Source organism: Weissella sp. ESL1156 (assembly GCF_058505625.1).
This window is the reverse complement of record NZ_CP196372.1, coordinates 1,519,392-1,538,621: the sequence shown is the minus strand read 5'-3', so window position 1 is coordinate 1,538,621 and position 19,230 is coordinate 1,519,392. Positions and strand designations below refer to the sequence as shown.

Below are 19,230 nucleotides of genomic sequence, written 5' to 3'. Positions count from 1 at the left end.
ACATTTCTTTTAATTAAGCATAACAATATTAAAAAATATATGATTAATGCAAAAAGCACAAACATTACTCAACCAACGCGATAATGTTTATGCTGTCATATGTGTGCGACACAATCACACTTTTGTATTTATCATTTTTAATCTGCTTGCATATTTTCTATTATTTTAAAATTATGTTGCTTCACAACGAAGAAGAGGAACATCGCCAATAATGATACTAACCCAACACTCACTAAGACAGTCACTTCGGTTGAAATTGATCCACCAATCATGATTGTTTCACGCAAACCACTGACAGAATAAGTCATTGGTACGAATGGATGTAACCATTCGTAAAACTTATTCGACAATTCAATAGGATATGTGCCAGCAGCGACACTCAGTTGTAAGACCAATAACACCATTGAAACAAAAGCACCCGCTTTACCAAACCACATATAAATGGCTGTCACTAATGCTGCATCCACATAACTTATTAGTAACATGAATAAGAACGTTTGCCCTGGCTCAACAGGATTCATCCCCAAAATCCAATCACTTAATGCATATAACGTGACTGTGGTCATTGTTGCAATACCAAAAAGAATCAACATTTTTGAACCAAACCAAGCACCTAATGAAGAAACTTTACCTCGTGGTGAAACCATATCAAGCATGAGATTCAAGGCCATCATCCCCACAAACATCCCAACTGAGAACATATATGGAATCATACCAGTACCATTATTAGGTACTTTATCCTTCTCTGTATGTGTCACAGTTGCTGGATTTGCCATTTGCTGTACTGTCTTTTTTGTTCCCTTTAGTTGATTAGCTTGCTTGCCCGCATCAGCTAATTTATTAGCCAATGTTGAATTACCCGCATTCATCTGTGACAAGGCTGGTCCCATTTGTTGTGTTGCACTTGCTAATTGCCCGGAACCGTTACTAATTTGACTAGCCCCACTGCTTAATTGCTTAGCACCGCTCGTTAATTGACCATTCATACCAGTCAATGTTTGTAGGCCACTCGTCAACTGTGTTGCACCACCATCTAACTGTCCAACACCGCTGCTTAATGTTTGTGCACCAGATTGTAAAGTCGTTAGACCATTATTTAATGTTGCTGACTGATTTTGCAACGTCTGTAAGCCACTCGTCAACGTTTGCCCACCAACAGCTAATTGTCCAACAGCTTGCTGCATGGTTGGCATTTTACTCGTTAACTGTTTTGACCCTGTTGCTAACTGAGAAACTGCATCTGGTAATTTTTGCATCGCCGTTAATTGATTATTAACCTGGTGCAAATCAGTACTTTTAGCAGTCTGTGCTAATTCAGTTAAAGTTGCTTGATGTGTTTTTGCAACTTGCTGTAGTTGATTAACATTATTTTGCAATGCATCAGCATGCTCGGTTATTGTTGCTAATACTTTTGCCGTTTGCGTATCACTTTGCTTGCTGACCATTGCTTGCACAAATTTTGTTTTTTGCTCGTCAGTCGCACTAATGCCTGCTGCTTGTAGTGCGGCATTGACATTGCTTGATAACGTGCCTTGGTCTGCAGCGTTAGCCTGTGCCAAGGCTTTCAAATCTGATTGTAACGTACTAAATTGATTGTTGATTGTTTGATCATCAGGCAATACGGCCTTTGTATCATCAACGATACGCGATAACTCAGCAACTCCTTTTTGTACTTTAGCTAAGTTGCCTTTCACATCGTTATCAACCAGCTCATTATTTAATTGTGTTAATCCATCATTTAACTTCGTTACACCTGAAGTTAATGTGGGAATCTGTTGATTTAATTGATTTAACCCATTAGATAATGTTTCACTACCATGACTTGCTGTTGCAACTGCATGTGTATACTGTTGTGTGCCTTGACGTAATTGACTCACACCGTTAATGAGCGTTGGTGCTTGCTGATTCATTTGATGCAATCCACTCGCTAATTGTTGACTACCACCACTTGCCGTGCCAACTGCTGACGTGTATTGTTCTATTCCTTGTGTCAATGTGTGAGCACCATCTTCAAATGTTAGTGAACTTGCAGCCAATTTTTCAAGGTTAGCAGTCACTTGATCACTGCCTGATTTTAACGTACTGGCCCCATTAGCCAACTTTTTATTCGCTTTACCAGCCGCCGTCATACCTAAACCAGCTTGTTTGATTTCTTTAAAAATCGTTTTTGTATAAATCTTGGTCACTTTACCAGATATTTGTGTCCCAATTTGTTTCGCACCAGACTCAGATAATTTTCCAGCAATGAAACTATGTCCTGAGCTTGTTTCATAGTGCAATTTCATTTGCTTAGGTTGCTTGTTTAATAAGGTTGTTGCATTTTTCGAAAAATTCTTTGGAATCGTAATAACTGTATAATACTTACCATCATTGAGGCCCTTTTGTGCGACTTGCGCTGATGGAAATTTAAAATTCATGGCGTTCGATTTTTGTAATTCTTTTTTTAAATCTTGTCCAACTGTCAACTTTTTACCTTGGTAAGTCACAGCTTTATCTTTATTGACAACTGCGACCGGTAATTTACTCACTTCACCATAGGGATTCCACAATGATCCTAGGAAGGTAACGGCATATATTGATGGCACAAAAAATAAGACAAAAATAACTAACATATAAAATTTATGTGCTTTTAACCACTGCCACTCTGATTTTAACATTGCATTCTCTCCTCCTATATAAATTATTGAACAACTTGTTGAATAATTTATCTACCTGCATTATATTAATGCTAATAGGAAGTTAGTACAATAGACAATTTTTAACACGTTGTTCAATAAATGGAGACCATATTATGAAACAAGCTGAACGTAACGAAAGAACCCAACAAAATATTAAAACATCTTTTATTCATCTTATTGAAAAAAAAGGATTCAACAACATTACTGTATCTGATATTACACGCGAAGCTCGTGTTAGTCGGGGAACATTTTATGTGCATTATACTGATAAATACGAATTACTCGCAAAAATAGAAGATGAGTTGATGATTAACATTACGACTGCTCTAAAAGATAATTTAAAAGAGCCACTTAGTAATGATACCAATGTTGACAGATCTAGTGCCGCTTATCGTGTCTTTAATCAGGCACTCGGTTACGTTGATGGTGAACGAGAGACCATGCATGCCCTATTTTCATCAAATGGCGACCCTCAATTTTTCTCACAAATTAAGGCCGTGGTAGACGACTTATTTACGAGACAATTGGCCAAAAATAAGGGACATTTCTCAACTGATATCCCAATTGATTACACGAAAGAAATTGCAATCAATAGCATTCTTAATATTGTGCGCCATTGGATCGATAAAGCACACCCTGAATCGCCTGAAGAATTAGCTGATATTTTAATGCGGAGTCGTTTTATAGCCCCTCATGATTTACTATCATTTGACTAATAACCAGGACGTCCACTAACCAAATAAATATTGCCAATTTTTTTCAATCTGAGCATTTAATTGCTTAACTGATATCCCTCGCAAATCAGCGACTGTTTGATATAACTTTTCCAATAACGGCACATATTCTTGAACCGTCACTTCACGTTGTAATACCCAACTCAAACTTGCTAAACCATCTGATTCAATAAATAAGTGTGATAGTGGTACCTTTTTCGCAAATTTCTGGACCACTTCATCGGTCAATACATCAGGTCCAATGGAAAAGTAACTATGTTGGCGAGCAATATAGTCATCTTGGTGCATTGGTGATGAATACCAATGCACCAACACTGTTAGATTTGACATGTCATTGATCGCTGTTAAAATTTCTTGTTCACAACCTTTTGTATGTAAAATAACAGGCTTTTTCATGCCAGCAGCCGCTGCCAACTGTTGTGCAAAGAGATGCCGCTGGTCCACAAGCGGCACGTCTGTCCAAACACTATCTAAACCAATCTCACCAATAATCGGTGCCTGCGTTAATAAACTCTGATCGATTTTTTGCCGTTGTGACTCCCACGGATGAACACCATAACTTGTCAGCTGTCTTCGACCAGCGTATTGTTTGTTAAATTGGAATTCCTCGGCAGTCGTTGCATTTAAAATCGTTGCAATCCCTGCATTTTTTTGTACTTGTATTAAATTTGGATTACCATCACTATGGCAATGCATATCAACTAACATACCCTCTCCTCTACAACAAAAAAGCCAAGGCAGCAATCACTGCCTCAGCTCGTTGCATCTATTCTCAAAAGATACATACGTATTGTATGTGTCACTATATAAACACGACAATAAACCACATTTTTCTCTCTGATTATCACATATATGACGACTGTGACAGATCTTCCAATGACTCCAAGTGATACCCTTTTCTGGACAAAATTTTGATAATTTTTGATAATGATCCTTCACTGACTGTATTTGGTAGTGTAAATAATAGCCGGGTCGTTCGTGGATTTCGATCAGGATCCAAAGTCATTGCTGATGAAATCGTGGTATAGCGTGAAATAATATGAGCCGCTTTTTCCAAACTACCCCGCTCACCATCTGATACCACTGTCAAGCTATATCGGCCTTCATTCGTTGCCCAAGAATCAGCTAATAACCTCATCATACGACTATGCGTCAAGATACCCATAAAGTGATTGTCTTCATTCAAAACAGAAATGAATGGCAAATCTTTTAAGGTAAAAAACGCCTCATAAAATGTCGCTTCCACACGCACAAACTTTGTCATGTTTCGCATATAACTCGTAACCGGCATATTCAAATCCCCACCCTGTATCATGTGGTGATAAATATGTAACTTATAAATTGCCCCGCGAAACAATTGCCCACTTTCATCCAAAATAGGAATAGCCCGAAATCCGGAATGATCAAAGATATCTAATGCATCTTGAAGTGTTGCATTTTCACTGAGCGTCGTTAAAACGTCTCGAGATTTAACCAATGTCGCTAGCATCTAGACAACTCCTATCCTTAGTTTCTAATCTAATTATAATACCACGAAACCTTTACCACTGCACTGTTTTCTGATAATCGTAACCTAAAATTCACATTAAATGAGAAGATTAGGAATTTTATTATTATGACAATAACCACTTAAAATAGCCTAATAATTTTAAAAAAATCAGATAAATTTATTGTCTGTCATCCTTAAGAGACATGAATAGAAAAACATTTGTTTAATAAATAAACACTAAAAAAGGGGGTGGATATCAGTCGTTATGACCAGCTGAAAAGAGCGTCAATCTATCAACTTAAAATTGGTAGATTGACGTCTTTAATCATGTTCTAAAAGCCTGACTCCTTGCTGTAACAACAATTTTTATTTAACGCAATTGTAAATCCTGATTATAGTATTGTGGGTACATCAGATAACAAGCAATCACACTACCGATACTCGTTGAAGCTAATAACATAAAAGTGACCATGATTTGATACATGATTGCTTTGGTTGGATCAACACCAGCAAAAATTAGTCCAGACATCATCCCTGGTAAACTAACCAAACCAACTGTTTTTGCTGAATCAATCGTTGGTGCGAGACTTGTCCGAATCGCCCGTCGCACAATTTCAATAGATGCTTGTTTGGCAGATGCACCCAAGGCCAACATTTCTAAAACGGGTTGCCGTTGATCATTGAAATTTTCATACATACTCCGATAAGCTAATCCAATCGCAACCATCACATTACTTGCAATCATACCTGAAATTGGCACCATCTGACTAGGTACAAATTTGATCACACCTGTTGTTACTAATAACGCTAGGGTTATCCCTGTCGCAATCGTAATCGCAAATAAACTGATCCAAAAACCATATGGCATACGATGTGCTCGTTTACGCGCATTTGCAGCGGCATTGAAAATGATGATTAATATCATTAATGACGTCAACCAATATTGATTGGTTTTTATGACATAAGTCAAAACATAACCAACAATCACCAGCTGAATAATTGCTCGGAAAACACCGATGATCATATCCTTTTCAAGACCAATTTTCTCATGTAAATTGATAATTAACGCAATGATCACCAAAATAACCGCAAACGTTAACGCCGTTGGGCTCACCAATAAATCATTATTCATTATTTTTTCTCCAATTCACCATCAATAATCCGAATTAAGCGGTCAGCATTAATAATTTCCCCTTCATCATGAGTCACTGACAAAATGGTGACCCCTCTTTTTTGATAGGTCAGTATTAATCGTTGTACAATGTCTTTCGTTTTTGCATCTAGTCCTGTTGTTATTTCATCTAGCAATAAAATTTGGGGTTGAAATAATAAATTTCTAATCAATGCTACTCGTTGTTTTTGCCCGCCTGATAATGTCTTAATATCTTTTTTTAAAAAATCAGCTGTTAAGTCAACTGAATTTAAGGCTGTTATCACCCTTTGTTCATCAAAATCTTTATTTCTAATCGTGAATGGCATTATTAAGTTATCTTTTACTGTTCGACCAAATAAACTTGGTTGTTGAAAACAATATGACACTTGTTGTCGATAAATTGCTTTGTCAAACGTGTGCTGATTTTTCCCATCAAAATAAATGTTCCCGGTCGTTGGTGTTAATAAACTAGCAATTAATTTCAGTAATAAACTCTTACCAGAACCAGATGGACCAGTAATCGTCAACCAAGAACCCGTTGGTACTTGTAATGTCATATTTTTTAACAATTCTTTTTTATCAATTACAAGGCTCACTTGTTGCAACTCTAAAATCGTCGTCATTTAATCACCTTCCCATGGCATCGTTAATTCATCTATATTATATAGCATAAATAGTGCAAAATATTATCAATATCATATTTTGTACGTTCAATTAATTTAGATAAATTTTTATCATCTAGCGTTATAATTTCAAGATAAAATTTCATTGTCCGAGGTATTTTATGAATTTAATACGTAACTATATCTACAATGCGCTTTATCAAATTTTTGCATTATTTACGCCATTGCTAACTATGCCCTATATTGCACGTATTTTAGGCCCTGCCTCTCTCGGTATTCATTCATTTACTGCTGCAAATACCCAATATTTTATTTTAATTTGTAGTATCGGCATGACCTACGGCTGTCAACAAATTGCCATTACCAATCAAAATAAAACCTTGCGATCACAAATTTTCTGGGAATTATTTATCTTACGTTTATTGATACTAGGATTAACATTGTTTACCTTCCTTATTTTTATTAATTGTACCCAAAGGCATTATTTACTTTACTATCTTGCACAATCTATTCAGATTATCGCAGTTGCTTTGGACATCTCTTGGTTATATCAAGGTATGGAGAATTTTAAACTGATTACTATCCGAAATTTTATGATTCGCATCATATCAACATTAAGTATCCTCATTTTTATCAATGATTCGGCGGATTTGCTCTTGTATATCACCATTTTATCTGTGACTACTCTACTTGGTAATTTAACAATTTATGCTACTTTACATTATGAAATAACAAAACCAAATCTTCACCATCTTGATATTGTCAGACATATTAAACCAGCACTATTATTACTACTACCAGAAATAATGATTGTTTTTTATGTCACCATCAACAAAACATCATTAGGATTATTTGGCAACATGACAGCAGTTGCTTATTTTGAAAATGCTGATCGTCTCATTAAAATTCTGATAACCATTGTGACCGCTTCTGGAATTATCTTAATACCAAGAATTAATGCGTTATACGCAAACAACCACTCAGAACAAATTAAAAAACTAATTATCAAAAGTTTTTCGATAACTAGTTTTTTAAGCTTTCCAATGATTGCTGGTATTTATGCATTATCAGAAGATTTTTCATTGTGGTTTTTTTCAGATAAATTTATTGGTATTAACCATTACATTAATGTTGAGGCGATTCTCATTATCTTGGTTGGTTGGAGTAATGTTATTGGTGTGCAATTTTTAATACCTACTCAAAAAATTAAATTTTATCTTTATTCCGTTTCACTTGGTGCAGTAACCAACTTAATTTTAAATTACCCTGCTATCTTGATTTTTCACGATATCGGTGTCGTCTACGCAACAATCTGTGCTGAAATTGTCGTCACAATGTATCAATTTTACGTTGCTAAAAAATATCTCAATATCACACACATGTTACTAGATAGTTTAATATTTCTGTTTGCTGCAATGAGCATGTTTTTATTACTGTCATACATGACAGCACACCTTCCTTTTTCTTTATACCATTTTGTTATGGAAATTTTCGTAGGATTTGTCTTCTACTTGTTAGTCGTTTCAATCTTATACCATCAAAAAATTAAACAATTAATATCTCATTAAAAATAATATGAAGATGAGCCAAAAGCTACTTAACAAGAAAATAGCCGAACAATAAGAAAATGATGCCTGCAATACAACAAATCATTGGCAATTTTCATCATATATCGTCCGACTATTCTAATTGATTTTTACGATGGGCTTAGTCAGTTAGTGATATTAGTTATTCAGCTTGCCTATCATCAAAATTTTTTTACTTAGTGTACTGTCCCATTGCTTTCATGATAACGCATGTCACCCCACCAATTAGGCATGAGTTCACCTAAGGTAATCGTCTGCCCTTTTTGGTAATCTACCATAATCTCTGTTTGCTTATTTTTTTGATCTAATTGCAATAAAAATTCTTGGCAAGCACCACATGGCATCCCCGTACCACCACCACTAGGAGCTGCATCTCGAAAGGCAATCATTCGTTTAATATGTGTCTGACCACTATTAACATACATGTTCAATGCTGCAACACGTTCTGCGCATAAGTTACAAACACCTGAACAACTTTCAATACAAAAGCCAGTAAAAACTGCCCCATTTTCAGCCTCTAATGCACAAACAACATGATGTGCATAAATAAATGGATTTATCTCCTTTGGATCATATTCTTGCTTTGCTTGTTCATACAATTGTTGCCACTCTGCCATGATATTTTCCCCTCTCACCTTGACTAACATTCCCTAATTTACTTCGCATTTAAAAAACATAAGCGTAAAATATATTTGTTAATACATAAACGTGCTTCTAAGGAGATTACACATATATGCTATCCACTTTTTTAATTTCACTAAACAGTGTTTTGATCATTATTACAGTCATCGTGATTGGCTTAATTATTGGTAAATCAAAAATAGTTAGTCCATACTTTATCAATGATTTATCAACTATCGTCGTTAATGTTGCTTTACCAGTATCCGTCTTCATTTCTTCGCAAAAATACATCACCCGGCAAAATTTTAGCACATTGTTTATTGGTTTTGTGTTATCTACAATTGCTATCATTATGTGTTTCTTAATTGCCGTTCCCATTGGTCGTCTTTTACATCTTGGTAAAGAACGTCATAGTTTATTCATCAATGCTTTTGTGAATGCGAATACGCTATTCGTTGGTCTACCTTTAAATCTAGCCTTGTTTGGTAACAAAAGTTTACCTTATTTCCTCGCTTATTTCGTTGCCAACACGATTGCAACCTGGGGCGTTGGTGTAAAATTAATTTATAAAGATAATCCTCAAGCACCAGCTAAACATCATGAACCGCTTTGGCGACGTGTCATGAATTTATTAACACCACCAATGTGGGGCTTTGTTATTGGTTTAATTTTCTTTGTGGTTAATATTAAACTACCTGTCCACGGTTTTTTGTATCAAGCATTTAATTATGTTGCTAATGTTGTGACGCCGTTATCATTAATTTTTCTAGGTCTCCAACTTGCTAAAACACAAATGGCTGACATGAAAATTGAAAAAATTGATTTCATTGCGCAATGTGGTAAATTTATCATTTCACCGCTAATGATGTTTCTTGTTTTATGGGTCAACCAGTTACTTGGTTGGATTGCACTACCAGAACTGTTTGTTAAAACCCTGATGATTCAATCCGTCACACCAATGCTAACTGTATTACCAATGTTAGCCGAACAAAATAACATGGATGTTGGTTTTTCAACACGTATTCTAACCGAAAGTATCTTCATCTTTCCGTTTGCAGTTGTCATTATCATGTTATTTATTTAAACAAGTGAAATGACATGACAACACCTTTATTTATCGGTATAAAAATACGTACACAATTAAAAAGTATAAAAAAGTGCCTCTCATATTGAAACCGAATGAGGCATATCAAACAAGTTAAAATTGTATCAATTGCTTTTCTTAGGCGGTAAATTATTTCGCTAATTTACCGCCTAATGTCGTTTATATGCGTTCATAATAATCATTAATTAGCCCAGCTGAAATTTTCATTTTTCTATCTGTTGCTGTTTCTCTTTTTAATAAGTTGCAATATCCCATTTATTATTTCGATATCTTGCCATATAAACATTTTTGACATCGTCAATTCCCTGAGCACGAAGTTCTTCATCCAACCAGTGTTGATCTTTATTCATCACTTGTAAGACATCCGTGTCCACTTTGCCATCAATAATCACAGGAAATCTAACATCTTCATCATTTTTGCCTAAAATCGTCATACTACCATTCTGTTCTAGAATCGCACGTTTCACAGTTGTAATATCTAACACGCCAGCTGCACGTAGTTTAAAATCAATTTCCTTTGCCGACAAATTAGCATGTAGACAGTTTTCTACTAATAATTTGCCATTATAAATAATGGTCATCGGTTCACCATCGATAAATTTACCGATTAAATGAATATGAATCTTTAAATAACGTGTCGTTAACATTAATAACGCCCAAATTGCCAAAATCACAATAAATTGCGCAACTGTTATTGCTTGATTGTATAAAATACCACCTATAATCCCACCTAAAACGTAATTTTGTACTTGATCAAGCGGTGATGTGGGTGCCAAACTACCCTTACCACTAAATTTAATCAGCAATGTAATAAAGACGAAACCAATCACTAGTTTCAAAAATATATCTGAATATGAAAACATACTTTAATCCTCTTTTACTGTAACAGTATTTGAACGCAAATTAATTTTCTCTAAGACATACTCTGAGCTGTCATTATTAAAAATAACCCGATAATCGCCGCGCGGACTACGAACCAAAATATCACCAGATCCTGTTTGCAAATTATTAACAAGCAACTTTTGTGGTTTAACTTTTAGTTTTTTTGCCACATCTTTGACTAAAGATACTTCTTGACTACTTTTCTGACTACTGGTTCTAAAATTTGTATAATCATTAAATTGAATCGCTAACATTAAAATCATTGCTGTCGCGACAATAATTGCCAGATCCTTATATTTAATCTCTAATTTATTTGATAAATAACGTATCAGCAAAATAATAAACGCAATGGCTAAAATAGCAATAATAATACTACGTAAGTATGGAAAATGTGTTTGATTATCTAATAAGTATTGATAAGTATAAAACTTCATTGTCCAACTCCTTATCTCTTAAAAATGTCGTCTCAAACTCTTAAAATAATACACACCATTTTATATTGATTTTATAAAAAAACGATCCATGGTCGCGTGTTGCCCACTATTCAATGGTGCCTCTAATTCTGTAAACCCATAACGTTGATAAACATGAATGGCCACGGTTAAAACATGATGTGTTTCCAGATAAATTTTTTGATACCCTTTTTCTTTCGCAAACTGTATGGCTTGATCTAATAATCGATAACTTAAATGTTGTCCTTGCGCCTGATAATCTATATATAATTTTTGTAATTCTGCAATCTTTTTTTGTTCATCATATTCTGCAATCCCTGCTCCACCAAGAACGTGATTTTGATCATCAATTGCAACAAAATATTGTCGCTGTTCATTTACTTGATAATAATCACTCAAATGAGCCAATTCAGGATCAAAATATGCTGTTCCTGGCACATTTAGATGATGCCTCGTCAACAACGACTGAATCAGTTCTTGAAGATATCTATCATCGCGTTGTTGAATTGGTCGAATATTGATCATTTTGCCACCTCCTATTACGGTATTGATTCATTCATCGTTACTGCCAATCTTTACAAACATCTACCCATTGGTGCGCGTTTGTATATTGTGCTAATTCATCCAGAGATAATGCCACAGCACTATGATCGTCCCCCGCCGCTGGGTAAACAATATCAAAGCGCTTTAAAGATTCATCTAAGAAAATGGCAACATCTTCCTTGGTAACAAAGGGGCAAACACCACCAGGTGCATGGCCAATATATGATTCTACTTGGTCACTCGCAATCATCTTAGGTCGTTTATGAAAGACCGCTTTAAAGTTATGATTATCAACTTTTGCATCACCAGCCATCACAACTAACACTGGTTGCTCATTGACTAAGAAAGACATCGTTTTTGCAATATGTGATGGTTCACAATGTAACGCATGTGCTGCTTCAACAACAGTGGCACTTGATTCATCAAAGCGTTTCACGCGATCACCCAACCCCAACTGATTGAAATATTCATTTACTTTCTGAAAAGACATTCTGACATCCCCCTCATATGATTTATACTGTTGCTTTTAACGCACTTTACCATGGCGAATAATTAATTCAGATGCAATTGGTATATGTGAAATTTCCCCACTAATAACCAAATCGACCGCCTTTTGACCAATTTGTTCATAGTGATGATCAATGGTTGAAATATTCATTAAACGACTTGAAATTTCATTATCTTGCCCAATTAAGATAGGCATTGGTTGTTGGCGGTCACGATAACATTCACGAATACCAGCAGCAATATCATCCCCATTTGCAAAGATTGCCTCTGGTAGTTCGGGTAATGATAAATACTTTTTTGCTGCTTGATAACCATCTTCAAACCCCAATATACCTGTTAAAATATATTGTAATTCTGGTTTATGACCAAATATTTGTTCATAACAATCAATTGTCGCTCGACTCGTTGGACTTTCTTCATAATAACGATTAAAGGTTAGTGCTATTCGCTGATTACCTTGTTGTTTTAATAGACGAAATACTTTTAAGTAAGTCGTCTCACGCACTGAGTAAGCTGCTGCTAATTGCCTATCTCCCAAATTTTGACAGCAAACAATTGGTCCATATTTCTGATAAGCCAACATACTATCCAATGACAAACCATGTGATGTAAAAATTAAACCATCATAATTTTTTTGATGTAATTGTTCCAAATACTTTAATTCCAAATTAACGTCATAATTCGATTTTAGAGCCACCACGTTATACCCGATACGAAACGCTGCTTTTGTAATACCAGCAAATAATTTTGAAAAATAAGCATATTCTAAAAATGGGACAACCACACCAATCGTTTTGGTTTTACCTGTACTCAAATCTCGTGCAATCGTATTTGGCACATAGTCAACCGATGTAATGACCTGTTGAATTTTCGTCGCTGCCGCCGTCGAAACATAGCCATTCTGATTAATATATCGCGAAACTGTTGCGACTGAATACCCTGATAACCGTGCAATATCTTTAATATTAGCCATCATTTTTCTCCTTCTTCACAGTTTCTTGCAATAGAAATTTTTTTATTCCATAAGCAACGCCATCAACGGTATTGGGTTTAGTAACATACTGTGCAGCTTGTTGCACAGCAATCGGTGCATTGCCCATTGCAATGGCAGTTCCAACTGCACCAAACATTGATAAATCATTATACCCATCCCCGAAAGCTGCTGTTTCTGACTTTGATAAATTTTCATGAGTCATAATGTCAGTAACACCAAATGCTTTTTCGGCTATCGCACTTGTGATTTCTAAATGTTCACTATCTGATTGTTGTACATTGATTCCTGGTAAGTTCAAATCTAGAATAGTCTGCGTGATGGCGTCCAATTTTGTTGCCGTCAAATCAATTAGCATAATTTTGAAAATACCGAAATCACTATCTGAGTGTAATGTTGATAATGCTGTATCCTGTGGCACCATCCCCGTAAACAAAATTTCACGATCAACTTCTGGTCCTTGTCGATTAACGAACCAATTATCTTGTGTATAATAGCTTAAACTCATTTCTGAATAATTTTTTGCTAACCACTGAACCAATTGTATACTAACTTGACTTGCAATCGGATTAGTATGAATAACTTGTAGATGATTATCCTGTAACTGATAAATCAACCCACCATTAAAGGCCACTTGTGGTGCTGTTAGAGCTAATTTTTGAATAGCAAAAATCATTTCCTGGGGTGCTCGAGCTGAGACTAAAGTAACTGGTATTTTTGCATCAATAATTGTCGTAACTGTATTCTCTGTTAATCCCCCCTGTTCATCCAACAAAGTCCCATCCATATCTAAAAATATTTGTTTAATCATGACTCATATTCCTCACTTTAGTCTCATTATTGTCCTTATTTTAACTTATAAAATAGTCTCCGTGTCAAAAAGCTAACGAAAGTAAACAAAGATTTTACCTTTTTAGAAAAAATTTGATGATACCATGAAAACAGCGAACTAATCATCACCATGGTTTGTCATCATGACATAAATTTTATAATTTTTATTGACAAGTAATTGTGAATGAGTTAATCTCTTGTTAAATTAAAATATGATTAAAAAGCAATGAAGAGAATTTTATTACTTGCTGTGTTTAGAGAGTCGTTGGTTGGTGAAAAGCGATACACAAAAATTAATAATGATCATCTCTGAGCAATGTTGTGAACTTCAACAAATCACTAAACAACATTGGGGCACACCCATTATCATGTGAACGTATCGTCGATAGACTGTACGTAAGATGTTTTTTATAAAACAATATTAAGGTGGTACCGTGCGTCAGCGCCCTTAACTTTTAGCAATAAACTGGTAAAAGTTAAGGGCTTTTTTCATATCAATTTTAAATTTGGGGAGGTGATGGCTAATGGAACCTGCGATTAATAACACAACGAATGACCGTCCAATAATTACTAATCACTATTGTCATATCAATCAGACAACACCTTGCCAAGGTGATAAATTGTCTTACTTGGAATGACTAACTCGTCTAAGAAAGCAGGCAAATAAAATGAAATATGCAGTATTAGGAGCTGGTGCCATGGGCTTACGCTTTGGTGTCTTACTACAAACAGCTGGTTTTGAGGTTGATTTTGTTGATACATGGCCAGAACAGGTTGAAACGATTCGTGCACAACACGGTGTTTACGTTGCTAGGGATGGTCAGAATAAACACTTAGTACCCATTAATATTTACTATCCAGAAGAATATGATGGCCAAGCTGATGTTCTAATCGTCTTTACAAAACAATATTTGCTCCAAGAGCTCTTATCACGTTCGGCACATTTCTTTAACGAACATCAAGTTGTATTAACTTGTATGAACGGGATGGGACATATTGAAAAAATTAATCAATATTTTCCAGCAGAACGTGTCATTGGTGGTACAGCGATGATTGGCACAGTATTAAATGCTGCTGGGGATGTTGATTTTATTGGTCAAAAAGGTGCTGGTTCCGTTAATTTTGCAAATCAAACTGAAAAACCCGATAGCGTTACGCAGCAAATTGTGACAGATTTTGACGTTGCGGGAATGAATCCAACTTTAACGACCAATTTTTCTGGTACATTAATGGCCAAAGTCATCTTTAATTCTGTTGTTAATACACTTTGTACAATGTTTAGGATTCGTATGGGAGAATTTATTCAAGCACCCACAACAAAAGCACTTGCTGTCCAATTAATTGATGAAGCATATGATGTCTGCGAACGTGCTGGTATCAAACTACTGACGACACGTCAAGAAGAATGGCAACAAGTTGTCTCTGTTAGTCAAACTGGTAATCCACTGCATTTCCCATCAATGTATCAAGATCTATCCAATGGTCGAGAAACAGAAGTTGATTATATCAATGGGTACCTTTATGATTTAGGCAAAAAGTATCATTACGAAGCATCAACACACAACTTTTTACGTAACCTTGTCCACCTCACGGAATATGTCGACAAATTTGATGTTGACCAGTTTATTAAACAAGTCCTTGATGACGACAAAGCTCATGGAAAAAAGACATCTGTCACCGCTAGTTAGTCCAAAAAAACACACATTATCATTTACAATGATCAATAACAAGGAGAATATAACATGAAGGAAAAAGTAGAAAATTTGGATTGGGAAAATCTAGGCTTTGAGTACCATGATTTACCATATGACTTTGAAGCAAAGTTTAAAGATGGTCAGTGGCAGCCAGGTGAATTAACCACTCGTTCAACAATTGAGCTATCCGTTGCAGCTGAAGTTCTTCATTACGGTCAAGAGGTCTTTGAAGGATTAAAAGCTTATCGCCGTAAAGATGGTAAAATCAATCTATTTCGACCAGAATTAAACGCTGAACGGATGGTAAATTCTGCAGAACGGATGCTAATGGCACCTTACCCTGTTGCTGATTTCGTTGCGGCTGTCAAACAAGTAGTTAAAGCAAATGAGGCATTCGTTCCGCCATATGGTAGTGGTGGTTCACTTTATTTACGACCATTTATGATTGGTACAACAACTGTCGTTGGTGTTGCCCCTGCTACTGAATATACCTTTCACATTTATGCCACACCGGTTGGTGCCTATGTTAATGGCTTAAATCCCGCAGCCTATACAGTGAGTGACTACGACCGTGCATCTTATGCTGGTACTGGTCAGGCAAAGACATCTGGTAATTATGCAAGTAGTTTGTTTTCTTCAGCGAAAGCACATCATGATGGCTATGCAGATTGTCTTTTCCTTGATCCTCGTGAACATAAATATGTTGATGAATTTGGTGGTGCAAACTTCTTTGGTATCACAAAAGAAGGCCAATTTGTGACACCTAAGTCAAATTCTATTCTACCTTCAATCACGAAACGTTCCTTACTTCAACTTGCTAAGGATCAAGGATTAAACCCGGTTGAACGGCCTGTACCTTTTGCGGAAGTTGACCAATTTGCTGAAGCCGGTGCAATGGGAACTGCTGCTGTGATTTCACCAGTTGGTTCATTAACCTATGACGGTCAGAAACATGTTTTTTATAGTGAAACTGAAGCTGGTCCAGTCACTACCAAACTATACAATGAGCTCGTTGGCATTCAATACGGTGACCGGCCAGACCCTTATGGCTGGACACAAACGGTTGATTAATAATAAAAATACCAGATGGCAATCTTTCTTTCAGATGACCATCTGGTATTTTATTGTTATTAACAAAAAAGCGAGTGGGATAAAAAACGTTTTGAAGCCGATTGTAACGCCTTACCTATTATTCTATTAATAAATTTACTTGGCTGTCTTAGTCTTCATAAAAATAACTAACCAGATAAAGCTGATGGCGACAATAATCGTACTGAACCAGATTAAATGACTAAATCCAGTTGCTGTTTGTGAAGCAATCGCTGCTTTGGTTGTACCAGTTGTCTGAATGAACAATGCTGCAACTGTCGTACCAACAGCCCCTACGAATTGTTGTACCGTATTAAAAACGGCATTAACATCACCCGCCTGCTGTGGTTGGACTTCAGCAACACCTGCAGTCATTGACACACTAAAAGTTAGGTTTCGTGCTAACGTAAATACGGCATAAATGACAGTTAGACCGATCGAAGCAATGGTTGGTGCCATAAATGAAAAAATAATCATCACAATCAAGAAGGCAATCGATCCCCATGTTAACGGCTGATTTGCTCCTTTAAGATCATACATTGAACCATAAATAGGTGCGACTGCTGATCCTAACAATGAACCTGGCATCAAAATAAAGCCGGCAATCATGGTTGTTGCCCCAAGTGTTAGTTGACTATATTGTGGTAATGCAAAATTAACTGCCAAGTTAATTGCTTGGGATGTTGCATAAATTAACAATGCCATCACCATTGCCTTACTACGAAAAATTGATAAATCAATTAATTGATGCGTCGCACGTTTTGCAACGATAATAAAGCCAGCCATTGCAACAATTGCAACAATTGCTAAGCTAATAATCGTCGCCGTTATTTTTCCTGATTCTAATTGTCCTAACGCTAACAAAGCTGATGTTAATGAAGCACCAACTAAAATAAATTGGCCAAGTGCAAATTTATTCGTCGACTTTGGTACTTGACGATCAAGATTAAACCAACCAATCATTAATGAAATAATTGTGACTGGTAAGATAATCATAAAAATAGCTCGCCAACCGAGTGTATAGGCAACAATACCACCGTACACCGGTCCCAATGCGGGTGCTAAAGAAATAATCAATGTGCCAAACCCCATGTACTTACCGATTTGAGACATTGGGACACTGGTAAATATAATATTAAATACTAATGGTAAAGCAAACCCCGTTCCGATGGCCATAATTAAACGGCCTAATAATAAGATCCAAAAATTTGGCGCAATAATTGCAATAATATCTCCGATAACAAAGGCTACCCAACCAACTATGTATGTTTGGCGCTTACTCAAAATCGCATTAAAATGTGCTGATGTCAGCATCAATAATGCAACGACCAGTAAATAGGCCGTTGTCAACCATTGGACGGTCCCCATTGGTTGACCAAACTGTTGAATTAATTCTGGAAACGTCACATTCATTGATGTTTCCGTTAAAATACCTGAAAATCCTAAAATTGCTGTCGCCACAATGGACCAAATAACTTTAGATGAAACTTTCTCCTCGTTCATAAATCCTCCTAATTCTCTATAAAAGTGCCTGATTTTTATTTAAGCACATTTTCTTCCTTGTTGTAAGTATCTTTTATGTTACAAAATACTTGTCGTACAGGTTATTCTCTTCTAGAGCATATTAAAAGCTGTCAATCTACCAGATAGCATCCGCTAGACTAACAGCTATTTCTTGCTGACATTAATATTAATCACATCAAGAGACTTATTTAATTTTTAATTCCTGACCAACGACCATATTATCCAAATCAACTGATGGGTTGAGGTTTTGTAATTTTGTCACCGTTAACCCATATTTTGTGGCGATGGCATAAGCAGTCTCACCTGATTGCACAACAACTTTTTTCTTATTAGACGTAGCACTTGTCGACTGAGTACTTTGTGTTGTTGTTGAGCTCGTTGTAGATGAAGATTTACTTGAACTAACTTTATGGCTACTGCTACTAGCACTGGATGTACTTGAAACTGCTGTCGTTTGTGCGCTTTTATTTGTTAATGCACCATAAGCAACTGGTAATGTAAAACCAATAACAAATAACAAAACATAGCCTACCAAGATAACTAGCCAAAATTTAAATCGAGACGGACGTTTTGATTTCATCTTATCTTCACCTTTGTTTATTATTGTGAATATCATAACATCTTTTTTGATATCCTGTGAACTATTTTATCTTTTTTTACTTATACAGCGGTTAAATTATCAAGAAATTGTACCTTCGTTTGATTTACTGATAAAATAAATTGATTGA

At 35.9% G+C, this 19,230-nt stretch carries 19 protein-coding genes; 5 read left to right on the top strand and 14 right to left on the bottom strand.

Annotated features, from left to right (window positions below; genetic code table 11):
* Window positions 1-137: 137 nt before the first annotated feature.
* Complete coding sequence (locus tag ACSKY2_RS07895; RefSeq protein ID WP_489877374.1) at window positions 138-2,657, bottom strand: YhgE/Pip family protein; 2,520 nt, start codon at window positions 2,655-2,657, stop codon at window positions 138-140.
* Window positions 2,658-2,791: 134 nt separating this feature from the next.
* On the opposite strand from ACSKY2_RS07895, the gene ACSKY2_RS07890 reads away from it, so the two are divergent.
* The gene (locus ACSKY2_RS07890) at window positions 2,792-3,394 is read left to right on the top strand and encodes a TetR/AcrR family transcriptional regulator (RefSeq protein ID WP_489840351.1); all 603 of its coding nucleotides are present in this window, start codon (window positions 2,792-2,794) and stop codon (window positions 3,392-3,394) included.
* Window positions 3,395-3,409: 15 nt separating this feature from the next.
* Here ACSKY2_RS07890 and ACSKY2_RS07885 read toward each other — a convergent pair whose 3' ends face one another.
* The 4 genes from ACSKY2_RS07885 to ACSKY2_RS07870 form a co-directional block, all read right to left on the bottom strand.
* Complete coding sequence (locus tag ACSKY2_RS07885; RefSeq protein ID WP_489877373.1) at window positions 3,410-4,120, bottom strand: TatD family hydrolase; 711 nt, start codon at window positions 4,118-4,120, stop codon at window positions 3,410-3,412.
* Between the two features lie 136 nt (window positions 4,121-4,256).
* The gene (gene cbpA, locus ACSKY2_RS07880; protein ID WP_489840353.1) at window positions 4,257-4,901 is read right to left on the bottom strand and encodes a cyclic di-AMP binding protein CbpA; all 645 of its coding nucleotides are present in this window, start codon (window positions 4,899-4,901) and stop codon (window positions 4,257-4,259) included.
* A 370-nt stretch (window positions 4,902-5,271) separates the two neighbouring features.
* Complete coding sequence (locus ACSKY2_RS07875) at window positions 5,272-6,033, bottom strand: ABC transporter permease (protein ID WP_489877372.1); 762 nt, start codon at window positions 6,031-6,033, stop codon at window positions 5,272-5,274.
* Complete coding sequence (locus ACSKY2_RS07870) at window positions 6,033-6,677, bottom strand: ABC transporter ATP-binding protein (protein WP_489877371.1); 645 nt, start codon at window positions 6,675-6,677, stop codon at window positions 6,033-6,035. Before ACSKY2_RS07870 ends, ACSKY2_RS07875 begins: the two co-directional genes overlap by 1 nt.
* 161 nt (window positions 6,678-6,838) lie before the next feature.
* Here ACSKY2_RS07870 and ACSKY2_RS07865 point away from each other — a divergent pair, with 161 nt between their 5' ends.
* Window positions 6,839-8,245, top strand: a complete 1,407-nt coding sequence (locus tag ACSKY2_RS07865; protein WP_489877370.1) for an oligosaccharide flippase family protein — start codon at window positions 6,839-6,841, stop codon at window positions 8,243-8,245.
* Between the two features lie 194 nt (window positions 8,246-8,439).
* Here the strand turns inward: ACSKY2_RS07865 and ACSKY2_RS07860 are convergent, their stop codons facing one another.
* The gene (locus ACSKY2_RS07860; RefSeq protein WP_489877369.1) at window positions 8,440-8,880 is read right to left on the bottom strand and encodes a cytidine deaminase family protein; all 441 of its coding nucleotides are present in this window, start codon (window positions 8,878-8,880) and stop codon (window positions 8,440-8,442) included.
* Between the two features lie 116 nt (window positions 8,881-8,996).
* On the opposite strand from ACSKY2_RS07860, the gene ACSKY2_RS07855 reads away from it, so the two are divergent.
* A complete protein-coding gene (locus ACSKY2_RS07855) occupies window positions 8,997-9,968 on the top strand; it encodes an AEC family transporter (protein WP_489840358.1) in 972 nt (323 codons plus the stop codon).
* A 254-nt stretch (window positions 9,969-10,222) separates the two neighbouring features.
* On the opposite strand, the gene ACSKY2_RS07850 is transcribed toward ACSKY2_RS07855, so the two are convergent.
* The 6 genes from ACSKY2_RS07850 to ACSKY2_RS07825 are packed head-to-tail and all read right to left on the bottom strand — an operon-like array spanning window position 10,223 to window position 14,175.
* On the bottom strand, window positions 10,223-10,852 hold the full coding sequence (locus ACSKY2_RS07850; RefSeq protein ID WP_489840359.1) for a DUF421 domain-containing protein: 630 nt from the start codon (window positions 10,850-10,852) through the stop codon (window positions 10,223-10,225).
* 3 nt (window positions 10,853-10,855) lie between these two features.
* Window positions 10,856-11,305, bottom strand: coding sequence for a DUF3290 family protein (locus tag ACSKY2_RS07845; RefSeq protein ID WP_489840360.1), 450 nt, complete (start codon window positions 11,303-11,305; stop codon window positions 10,856-10,858).
* A gap of 60 nt (window positions 11,306-11,365) precedes the next feature.
* On the bottom strand, window positions 11,366-11,848 hold the full coding sequence (locus ACSKY2_RS07840; RefSeq protein WP_489877368.1) for a GNAT family N-acetyltransferase: 483 nt from the start codon (window positions 11,846-11,848) through the stop codon (window positions 11,366-11,368).
* A 37-nt stretch (window positions 11,849-11,885) separates the two neighbouring features.
* A complete protein-coding gene (locus ACSKY2_RS07835) occupies window positions 11,886-12,356 on the bottom strand; it encodes a YbaK/EbsC family protein (protein WP_489877367.1) in 471 nt (156 codons plus the stop codon).
* A gap of 36 nt (window positions 12,357-12,392) precedes the next feature.
* Window positions 12,393-13,346 (bottom strand): LacI family DNA-binding transcriptional regulator, encoded by a 954-nt coding sequence (locus tag ACSKY2_RS07830; RefSeq protein WP_489877366.1) that lies wholly within the window; start codon window positions 13,344-13,346, stop codon window positions 12,393-12,395.
* Window positions 13,339-14,175 carry an HAD family hydrolase gene (locus tag ACSKY2_RS07825; protein ID WP_489877365.1) on the bottom strand — a complete coding sequence of 279 codons (837 nt, stop codon included), beginning with the start codon at window positions 14,173-14,175 and terminating at the stop codon, window positions 13,339-13,341. The genes ACSKY2_RS07830 and ACSKY2_RS07825 overlap by 8 nt, the downstream gene beginning before the upstream one ends.
* Window positions 14,176-14,863: 688 nt before the next feature.
* Between ACSKY2_RS07825 and ACSKY2_RS07820 the strand changes: the two genes are divergently transcribed.
* Together ACSKY2_RS07820 and ACSKY2_RS07815 are read left to right on the top strand one after the other, a co-directional pair.
* Window positions 14,864-15,883, top strand: coding sequence for a ketopantoate reductase family protein (locus tag ACSKY2_RS07820; protein WP_489877364.1), 1,020 nt, complete (start codon window positions 14,864-14,866; stop codon window positions 15,881-15,883).
* Window positions 15,884-15,937: 54 nt separating this feature from the next.
* Window positions 15,938-16,960, top strand: coding sequence for a branched-chain amino acid aminotransferase (locus ACSKY2_RS07815; protein WP_489840366.1), 1,023 nt, complete (start codon window positions 15,938-15,940; stop codon window positions 16,958-16,960).
* Window positions 16,961-17,095: 135 nt separating this feature from the next.
* Here ACSKY2_RS07815 and ACSKY2_RS07810 read toward each other — a convergent pair whose 3' ends face one another.
* Both ACSKY2_RS07810 and ACSKY2_RS07805 read right to left on the bottom strand, forming a co-directional pair.
* Complete coding sequence (locus tag ACSKY2_RS07810) at window positions 17,096-18,481, bottom strand: MFS transporter (RefSeq protein ID WP_489877363.1); 1,386 nt, start codon at window positions 18,479-18,481, stop codon at window positions 17,096-17,098.
* Between the two features lie 205 nt (window positions 18,482-18,686).
* Window positions 18,687-19,082, bottom strand: coding sequence for a LysM peptidoglycan-binding domain-containing protein (locus tag ACSKY2_RS07805; protein ID WP_489877362.1), 396 nt, complete (start codon window positions 19,080-19,082; stop codon window positions 18,687-18,689).
* Window positions 19,083-19,230 lie beyond the last annotated feature (148 nt).

Coding starts and splice junctions, on each gene's coding strand:
- ACSKY2_RS07895 (WP_489877374.1), bottom strand. CDS start 2,657: ATGTTAAAATCAGAGTGGCAGTGGTTAAAAGCACATAAATTTTATATG.
- ACSKY2_RS07890 (WP_489840351.1), top strand. CDS start 2,792: ATGAAACAAGCTGAACGTAACGAAAGAACCCAACAAAATATTAAAACA.
- ACSKY2_RS07885 (WP_489877373.1), bottom strand. CDS start 4,120: ATGTTAGTTGATATGCATTGCCATAGTGATGGTAATCCAAATTTAATA.
- cbpA (WP_489840353.1), bottom strand. CDS start 4,901: ATGCTAGCGACATTGGTTAAATCTCGAGACGTTTTAACGACGCTCAGT.
- ACSKY2_RS07875 (WP_489877372.1), bottom strand. CDS start 6,033: ATGAATAATGATTTATTGGTGAGCCCAACGGCGTTAACGTTTGCGGTT.
- ACSKY2_RS07870 (WP_489877371.1), bottom strand. CDS start 6,677: ATGACGACGATTTTAGAGTTGCAACAAGTGAGCCTTGTAATTGATAAA.
- ACSKY2_RS07865 (WP_489877370.1), top strand. CDS start 6,839: ATGAATTTAATACGTAACTATATCTACAATGCGCTTTATCAAATTTTT.
- ACSKY2_RS07860 (WP_489877369.1), bottom strand. CDS start 8,880: ATGGCAGAGTGGCAACAATTGTATGAACAAGCAAAGCAAGAATATGAT.
- ACSKY2_RS07855 (WP_489840358.1), top strand. CDS start 8,997: ATGCTATCCACTTTTTTAATTTCACTAAACAGTGTTTTGATCATTATT.
- ACSKY2_RS07850 (WP_489840359.1), bottom strand. CDS start 10,852: ATGTTTTCATATTCAGATATATTTTTGAAACTAGTGATTGGTTTCGTC.
- ACSKY2_RS07845 (WP_489840360.1), bottom strand. CDS start 11,305: ATGAAGTTTTATACTTATCAATACTTATTAGATAATCAAACACATTTT.
- ACSKY2_RS07840 (WP_489877368.1), bottom strand. CDS start 11,848: ATGATCAATATTCGACCAATTCAACAACGCGATGATAGATATCTTCAA.
- ACSKY2_RS07835 (WP_489877367.1), bottom strand. CDS start 12,356: ATGTCTTTTCAGAAAGTAAATGAATATTTCAATCAGTTGGGGTTGGGT.
- ACSKY2_RS07830 (WP_489877366.1), bottom strand. CDS start 13,346: ATGGCTAATATTAAAGATATTGCACGGTTATCAGGGTATTCAGTCGCA.
- ACSKY2_RS07825 (WP_489877365.1), bottom strand. CDS start 14,175: ATGATTAAACAAATATTTTTAGATATGGATGGGACTTTGTTGGATGAA.
- ACSKY2_RS07820 (WP_489877364.1), top strand. CDS start 14,864: ATGAAATATGCAGTATTAGGAGCTGGTGCCATGGGCTTACGCTTTGGT.
- ACSKY2_RS07815 (WP_489840366.1), top strand. CDS start 15,938: ATGAAGGAAAAAGTAGAAAATTTGGATTGGGAAAATCTAGGCTTTGAG.
- ACSKY2_RS07810 (WP_489877363.1), bottom strand. CDS start 18,481: ATGAACGAGGAGAAAGTTTCATCTAAAGTTATTTGGTCCATTGTGGCG.
- ACSKY2_RS07805 (WP_489877362.1), bottom strand. CDS start 19,082: ATGAAATCAAAACGTCCGTCTCGATTTAAATTTTGGCTAGTTATCTTG.